Origin of the sequence: Pseudonocardia lutea (assembly GCF_042658055.1) — a bacterium.
GTDB lineage: Bacteria > Actinomycetota > Actinomycetes > Mycobacteriales > Pseudonocardiaceae > Pseudonocardia > Pseudonocardia lutea.
The window spans coordinates 24,696-27,412 of sequence record NZ_JBHSQK010000068.1; the positions used below are offsets into that span (position 1 = coordinate 24,696).

1 protein-coding gene and 1 pseudogene are annotated in these 2,717 nt (G+C 80.9%); one reads left to right on the forward strand and one right to left on the reverse strand.

Going from position 1 to position 2,717, the window contains the following annotated elements:
* Positions 1-402: 402 nt before the first annotated feature.
* Positions 403-2,364: a DUF2339 domain-containing protein gene (locus ACFQH9_RS23900; protein ID WP_379569151.1), complete on the forward strand. Its 1,962-nt coding sequence runs from the start codon at positions 403-405 to the stop codon at positions 2,362-2,364.
* An 87-nt stretch (positions 2,365-2,451) separates the two neighbouring features.
* Here the strand turns inward: ACFQH9_RS23900 and ACFQH9_RS23905 are convergent.
* Positions 2,452-2,586: pseudogene (locus ACFQH9_RS23905) on the reverse strand (PH domain-containing protein); the annotation flags it as partial.
* Between the last annotated feature and the right edge of the window lie 131 nt (positions 2,587-2,717).

Genomic DNA, 2,717 nt, shown 5'->3' on the forward strand with positions numbered 1-2,717 from the left:
GGGGCGGGCGGCGGGGGGAGGGGCCCGGGCGGCAGGGCGCCGGGCGGCACGGCCCCGGGCGGGGGCCGGTAGCCGACGGGCGGGGGGCCGTAGGGACCCGGACGCGGGCCGGGTCCGGGGTGCTGCCCGGGGCCGCCGGGCCGAGGTCCGCGGTACGGCGGCGCACCGGGCGCCCCGGGGGGCGCCGGCGACGAGGCCGGACGGGCGGGCGTTACGGCGCTCACACAACCTCCAGACGGGTCCGCTCCACTCGGGACAACGAGTCGCCGCGACCCCCGGTTACGGGTGATCGCGATCTCACTCGGCGGGGACCGGGCCGGTCGGGGAGCGTGACCGTGTCGTGACCCGATCCTCGTAGTCGTACGCATCCTGACGCGTCCGAACGGCGGCAGGCTCGGCGGTATGTCCGAACCGACCGGTCGTCCGCCCGCGCTCGACGAACGGCTGCTCGCCGTGGCCGTCGAGCTGACCCGCCTGGGCAGGCGGGTCGACGAGCTCGGCGGGACGGTGAACGCGCTGGTCGCGGAGCTGCGGGGCGAGGCGGCGGCCGGCGTCCCGGGCGGGGTCGCGGAGGGTGCGCTCGCGGGGCCGCGGGAGGCTCCGCGACCGTCCGCCGACGCGTCGCGACCGCCCGTCCCGCCGCGCGTGTCGCGCCCCTACACGACCGATCCTGTGGCCACGCTGTGGACGCCCCCGTCGGGTGTGTCGGCCGCGCCCGCGGGTGGTCCGTGGGGGCCGCCGCCGCCCGGGTTCGGTCCGCCTGCCCACCAGGGGTTCCAGTACGCGGCGCCGATCGGGCCGCGGCCGCCCACCCCCGTCGAACGGCTGCGCGGCCGGCTCTCCGGGCCGGCGCTGCTGGCGGTGACCGGCGCGGCCGTGACGCTGCTCGGCGTGGTGCTGCTGCTCGTGCTGGCGGCCACGCGCGGCTGGTTCTCCCCGCCCGGGCGGGTGGCGGCGGGCGCCATGCTCGGCGCGGCGCTGGTCGGCCTGGCGCTGCGGCTGCACCGCCGGCCCGAGGCGCGGACCGGTGCGCTCGCGCTGGCGGCCACCGGCATCACGGCGCTGTACCTGACGGTCGCGGCCGCGACGGCGCTCCACGCGCCCCTGCCCGAGGTCGGCGGGCTCGTCGCGGCCCTCGCCGTCGCGGCCGGCGGGGTGGTGCTGGCCGACCGGTGGCGCTCCCGGGCCCTGGCCGTGGGCACGGTCGTCGGCGGGGCGCTGCTCGCCCCGTTCGTCGCCGACGGACCGGGGCCGCTGCTCGTCGCCCTCGTCGTGGTGCTGCAGGGCGACGCGCTGCCCGCGGTGGTGCCGCGCGGCTGGGGCGTGCTCGCGGCGACGGCCGCCACCGCGCCCGCGCTCTACGGGCTGGTCGGCCCGTTCGACCCCGCCGGTGAACCGCTCGGCCCGGCGGTCGCGACCGCGGCCGCCGCGCTGGTGGTCGGGCTCGCGCCCGCGGTGCTGCCGGAGCGCCCCGGCCGACGGCCCGCCCCGGTGGCGGCGGCCTGGGTGGTCGCGGCCGCCCCGCTGCCGCTGCTGGCGCTCGCGGCCCGCACCGACCGCTGGCCCGGCGCCGGGCTGGCCCTGCTCGCGGCCGTGGCCCTGCTCGCGCTCGCGATCCCGACAGGGCGCGCGGCCGTGCGGCTCACCGCGCTGGCGGCCGGCTCGGTCGCGGTCCTCGAGGCGACCGTCGTCGCCTTCGACGGCGCCACCCTGGACGCGGTCCTGCTCGGCGAGGGGCTGGTCCTGCTGGCCGCCGCGGCGCTGCTGCGGAGCCGGCCCGCGTTGCTCGCGGGCGGCGGGTTCGCGGCGGTCGGCTACCTCGGTGCGCTGGCCGGTGAGCTGCCGGACCCGACCGCGGTCCCCCCGTCGCCCGTCCCGTTCCGCGGTCTCGTGCTCGCCGTGCTGGTGCTCGCGGCGGCGGTCGCGGCGCTGGTGGCCGCCGGCCGGAGCCGGCTGGTCCGGGCCGACGCCCGCACGGCGGTGCTGTGGGTCCCGCTCGCGCTCGTCGCGCTGCACGGTGCCACCGCGACGGTGGTGACCGCGGCCCTGCTCGTGTCGCCCGACCGCGCGGGGTTCCTGGCGGGGCACGCCCTCGTGACGGTGTCCTGGACGGTCGCGGCGCTGGTCCTGCTGGCCCGCGGGATCGCCCGGCCCGCGCTACGCGCGGCGGGGGCGGTCCTGGTGGCGGCGGCCGTCGGCAAGCTGGTGCTGTTCGACCTGCTCGCGCTCGACGGCCTCGCCCGCGTGGTGGCGTTCCTCGGCGCGGGGCTCGTCCTGCTGGCGGCCGGGCACCGCTACGCGCGGCTGGTCGCCCGCGGTGCGGACGGGGGCCGGACCGGAGGCGAGGAACGGGGCCAGGAGTGACGGGGTGGCCTCGGCGGCCAGCCGCAGCGCCTCCCGGCCGCCGACGTCGTGGGCGTGGAAGGCGCCCCGGCCCGCCGCCGTCGTCGCGCCGAGGGTGACCAGCCCGGTGCGCCGCTGCAGGACGGTCTGCCGCACGGTCCAGCCGATCACGCCGTCGAGGTGCAGGGCCACGGTGGTGCGGCGCAGGGACCCGGCGCGCACCACGAGGTAGCCGCCGACCACCGCGTGGCCGAGCCCGCGGTAGGTGTCGAACGCGAGCGCCGCACCGACCGGCGCACCGACGGCGAGCAGGACGCCCGCGGCGACCAGCAGCCCGCCGGCCCCGGTGGCGACGCCCGCGGCGAGCAGCGCCA